4 protein-coding genes are annotated in these 4,652 nt (G+C 72.4%); 2 read left to right on the top strand and 2 right to left on the bottom strand.

Features of this window, described 5'->3' with window-relative positions:
* Window positions 1–10: 10 nt before the first annotated feature.
* Entirely contained in the window at window positions 11–850 is an 840-nt protein-coding gene (locus ACFVIM_RS33000; RefSeq protein WP_384309421.1) for an alpha/beta fold hydrolase, read from the bottom strand.
* Between the two features lie 206 nt (window positions 851–1,056).
* Between ACFVIM_RS33000 and sigJ the strand changes: the two genes are divergently transcribed.
* Both sigJ and ACFVIM_RS32990 read left to right on the top strand, forming a co-directional pair.
* Window positions 1,057–1,941, top strand: coding sequence for an RNA polymerase sigma factor SigJ (gene sigJ, locus ACFVIM_RS32995; RefSeq protein WP_384309418.1), 885 nt, complete (start codon window positions 1,057–1,059; stop codon window positions 1,939–1,941).
* Window positions 1,942–2,217: 276 nt separating this feature from the next.
* On the top strand, window positions 2,218–2,982 hold the full coding sequence (locus ACFVIM_RS32990; protein WP_384309416.1) for a GntR family transcriptional regulator: 765 nt from the start codon (window positions 2,218–2,220) through the stop codon (window positions 2,980–2,982).
* Between the two features lie 413 nt (window positions 2,983–3,395).
* Here the strand turns inward: ACFVIM_RS32990 and ACFVIM_RS32985 are convergent, their stop codons facing one another.
* Window positions 3,396–4,553, bottom strand: coding sequence for an ROK family transcriptional regulator (locus tag ACFVIM_RS32985; protein ID WP_384309424.1), 1,158 nt, complete (start codon window positions 4,551–4,553; stop codon window positions 3,396–3,398).
* Window positions 4,554–4,652 lie beyond the last annotated feature (99 nt).

The following is a 4,652-nucleotide window of genomic DNA, read 5'->3' as shown; positions in this document are numbered from 1 at the left end:
GTGGCGCGACCTAGCGCCGCCGGCCGCTGCCGTCCAGCAGTACGCGTGCCACCAGCGCCGGGTCGTCGCTCATGGGCACATGCCCGCAGCGCGGCAGCCGGATCAGCCGGGCGCCGGGAATGATGTGCTTGGCCCGGACCCCCTGACGCCGTGGCAGCAGCAGATCCCTGGTTCCCCAGGCGATGGTGACCGGCACGTCCGGCACATCGTCGGTGAAGCGGACCGTGCGTCCGGCGGCCAGGGTGGACTCGAAGCCGGTCGCCTCCCGCAGCGCGAGGGTCTCGGCGAGGACCGCGTCGGGTGAGCGCCGAGCGGGCCGTGCGTAGATGATCCCGGTCAGCACCGCCCGTCCGGCGGCCGAGCGGGAGAGCCGTTCGATCATCGGCAGCGGCGTCGAGAGTGACGCCTTGCGCAGCGCGCCGAGCAGGGCGAGGGCGTACCGCAGCTCGCCCTCGGTCCAGAAGCCGCCAGGGGAGAGCGCGGTGGCCGACCGGACGAGCTTGCCCCGGGCCAGTTCCAGCGCGAGCAGCCCGCCGAGGGAGTTCCCGGCGACATGGGGGCGCTCGATCTCCAGCGCCTCGCACAGTCCGCTCAGTACGGCCGCGACGCTCTCCAGGCCGTAGGGCACCTCCCGGGGCAGCGGCGGGGAGATCCCGAACCCGGGCAGGTCCACGGCGATCACGTCGCGCTCCCCGGCCAGCAGCCGGATCACGGGGTCCCACGCCTGACGGTGGTGGCCGATCCCGTGGAGCAGCAGCAGGGGGTCCCCCGCCCCGGTCCGCTCGTACGAGAGCGATACCGTCTGGGCACCGCCGGGCGTCGGTGCGGAGAACGAAATCATCGAGGCCATGTCTGCGCTCCCTGGAGTCGGCCCGCGCGGAGCGCGGTAGACGGCATGTCAGTAACAATTACCGCTCGGTAGCTTGTAGTTCAAGGGGCGGAACGGGTCCCACCGCCCCCCGAGACGCCCAGTCGGACGGCTAGTTCCAGCCGCCGTGACGCGAGACGCACCGGTCCCGCCTGGACACCGCGTGCCACGTCGGTTGGGATGGAGAGGTGGCAACCGACATCCTGACCGACGTCTTCGAAGAGCACCGGCCCACCCTGGCGGCCGTGGCTTACCGCATGCTCGGCCGCGTGGCCGACGCCGAGGACGTGGTCCAGGACGCCTGGTTGCGCTGGACCGCGCAGGAACGGGACGAGGTCGCCGAGCCACGGGCCTACCTCGTCCGGATCACCACACGCCTCGCCGTCGACCGACTGCGACAGATCCAGTCGCGACGCGAGTCCTACATCGGCCCCTGGCTGCCCGAGCCGGTCCTCACCGACCTCGGCGACAGTGGCCCCGGCGACCTGGCTGACCACGCCGTTCTCGCCGAATCCATCTCCATCGCCGTGCTGGTCGTCCTGGAGTCCCTCTCCCCGCTGGAGCGCGCCGTCTTCGTCCTGCGCGAGGCGTTCGGCTATCCATACGGGGAGATCGCGCCGATCCTCGACCGTTCGCCGGCCGCCGTGCGTCAGCTGGCCGGGCGGGCGCGGCGCCATGTCGAGGAGCGCAAGCCGCGCTATGACGTCGACCCGGATGAGTGTCGGGACCTGACGGAACGCTTCATCGCGGCCGCCACCGGCGGCGACCTGGCGGAACTGCTCTCGCTGCTGGCGCCCGAAGCGCGCTTCGTCGGGGACGGCGGGGGCAAGGCCCAGGCCCCGCCACGGGTACTGGAGGGCGCGGACAAGATCGCCCGCTTCCTCGCCGCGGTCTCCGGGAACTCCAGGGGGCTGGAGCGACGTATCGTCGAAGTCAACGGCGGCCTGGGCTTTGTGGCCCTGGCCGACGGGAAGCCGGACAGCGTCGTCCAGCTCGGTATCGCCGAGGGGCGTATTCACTGCGTCTATGTCGTACGCAATCCGGACAAACTTTCCGGGGTGGCGACTGTGTGACGGCGTGTCCTCCACGTCAGCGTCACCGTCCGGGGTCTCATGGGCGGCGAGAGACGGCGGGAGGCCGCGGGTGGCGACGAGGCCACACGACCCTCAAGGGTGCTAACGGCCTGTGAACGCTTGGCGAAGCGAGTCGACTTCCCTGGAGGGCGACCGCAGGATTGGTCTTGACCAAGGTGAGACACCGTCCTATGGTCGGCTGAGATAGTGCAGGAACCTTTAATAAACAAGGGCACGGAAAACCGCCGCTGAGACGGCGAAATGCGGAGGATCAGGGTGGGGACCACGCAGCTCGAATCAGTGCCGGAACCGAAGTACTGGCACCTCAAGACCGTGATCGGAGAAGCGCTCGACTCGGATTTCGCCGTCGGGGAGATCCTGCCGAACGAACGGGACCTCGCGGCCCGCTTCGGCGTCGCCCGCGCCACGCTCCGGCAAGCGCTCGAACAACTGGAACTGGAAGGGCGGCTTCAGCGCCGCCGCGGTGTCGGCACGACCGTCGCACCGCCCCGCATGGGAGTGGACGTCTCGACGACCCAGCACGCCTGGCCCGGCTCGGCCCAGGACGCCTGGCAGCCGATCGACTGCGTCACCTCGGTGCCGCCACCGGCGGTGGCCCGGGTGCTGGAGACCGCTCCCCACGAGGAGACCTACACGCTGCGCAGACTGCGTGTCAGCCATGGCCAGCCGGTGGCGGCCGAACTGCTCTACGTACCCGCGGCCTCCGTGCCCGAGCTGTCGGCCATAGACGCTCCGTCGGGCCCGGCACGGGCGCGCTCGGTGCTGCGCGAGCTCCAGCGGCTCGACCTGGAGGGTCAGGACCGCGCCGTGGAGCTGGGCTCGGCGCGGGCCGACGACGCCAAGGAGCTGGACCGGCTCCCCGGCGCGCCGGTGCTGCTGGTGACCACGCGGTACTTCGCGCGGGGCCGGACGGCGGCGGTCACCGTCGCCACCTACCGCGCGGACACCTGCCGTCTCACCTTCGGTGACGGCGGCGACGTCCGCATCAGCCACCACGGCGAGGAGCGCCGCGCCTCCTGATCTCCGGCCGCCTCCGCCCCAGGGACGGGCAGGTCTCCTGGGCGGAGCGGCGGAGGTCCGTCACGGTTCTTTTCGGCCGCTCGCGTCCATGGTGGGCCGAGCGGCTCGTGATGGGTGGGGTCCACGTGGTCGGCGGCGGCTCACGGGTCGCCGCCCTGGCACGCAGTGACATGGCCCGGGGCCGACCTTTGAGCGGCTATTCTCCCCCGGGCACCGCCCGGGGGAGCCCTCCGGGGCGCTGGACGCGCCCCTTTGGCTCATGGCCGAGTCCGAGGTCGGCACCGGGTCATGTGGCGTTTCCCGTCACTCCGTGCCCATGGTTCCGGCTGCTGACGGGTGCGCGGCCCCGGGCCTTCCGCGGGCCGTCAGCGGGGCAGGACGCCGTGCGGGGCGTCGCGGGCCGGGCCGCGCTGCTAGCGGGCCGGGGAGACCGTGCCCTCCACCGCGAAGAGTTCCTTCTCCACATGGTCAAGCGCCAGCCGCAGCGCGCCCGTGGCCACCGCCGCCTCGCCCAGCAGGGAGAGCGTCACCCGGGGCGGGCGCAGGCAGTAGCGGGCCAGTTCGCCGCGGAGGGGGTCCAGCACGCCGTCCAGGCCCGCCGCCCAGCCGCCCACGACCACCAGTTCGGGATCGAGCGCCAGCACCAGGGCCGCCACATCGTGGACCAGCCGTCGCATAAAGCGGTCGACCACCGCCTGGGCCCGGCTGTCGCCCTGCCGGGCCAGGGCGAAGACCTGGGCCACCGCCTGCTCGTCCAGCGGCCGCAACGGCTCGTCGGTGGTGGAGAACAGCTCCTGGGGGGAGACCTCGCGACCCAGCAGGTGCAGCGCCCCGATCTCCCCGGCCGCGCCGCCGAAGCCCCGGTGCAGCCGTCCGCCGATCAGGGAGCCCGCGCCCGGGCTCAGCCCGGCCAGCACGAACACGACGTCGTCGGAGTCGGTGGCGGCGCCCTTCCAGTGCTCGGCCATGGCCGCCGCGTTGGCGTCGTTCTCCACCAGGACGGGGCAGCGGAAGGAGCGCTGGAGCCGCTGCCCCAGCGGCAGCCCGGTCCAGCCCGGCAGGGCGACCCCCAGCCGTACCGTCCCGTCCGCCTCGACGATCCCCGGGGAGCCCACGCCGACCGCCCACAGGCTGGTGCGGGGGATCCCGGTGCGCCGCAGGACGTCGGCGATCACCAGGCGGACCCGTTCCAGCCGGTCGTCGGCGGAGGCGGTGTTGGAGACCTCACGGGAACTGGCGCCGATGATCCGTCCGTCCAGTCCGGAGACCAGGGCGGCCACCCGGTGCATACCGATCTCGACGCCGAGCAGATAGCCCGCCTCGACCCGGAACCGGAAGCGACGGGCCGGGCGTCCCTGCCGTCGGGTACCGCCCTCCTCGGGCTGGGACTCGACCACGAGTCCCGACTCGATCAACCCCTCGATCACACCCTCGACCGTGGGCCGTGACAGGCCCGTGGCCCGGGTCAGATCCGTGAGCGTGGGGGAACCGGCGCCCCGCAGCGCATGCAGTACCACCGCGGAGTTGATCCGCCGCAGCAGCGACGGGTCCCCGCCGGTCAGCCGCCCCACCATGTGTCCTTCCAGCTCTCGCGCCCGCAGTTCGGCCGCGCGTGTGTCTGCCGGATCGTACTCGCTGCCCGTGTGGCGCGCACGGTCGCCCGGGATCCC

It is taken from the genome of Streptomyces sp. NPDC057638 (assembly GCF_042800315.1).
Lineage (GTDB): Bacteria > Actinomycetota > Actinomycetes > Streptomycetales > Streptomycetaceae > Streptomyces.
The sequence above is the reverse complement of the archived record's forward strand: the minus strand, read 5'-3'. Positions and strand labels throughout refer to the sequence as shown.

Coding starts and splice junctions, on each gene's coding strand:
- ACFVIM_RS33000 (WP_384309421.1), bottom strand. CDS start 850: ATGGCCTCGATGATTTCGTTCTCCGCACCGACGCCCGGCGGTGCCCAG.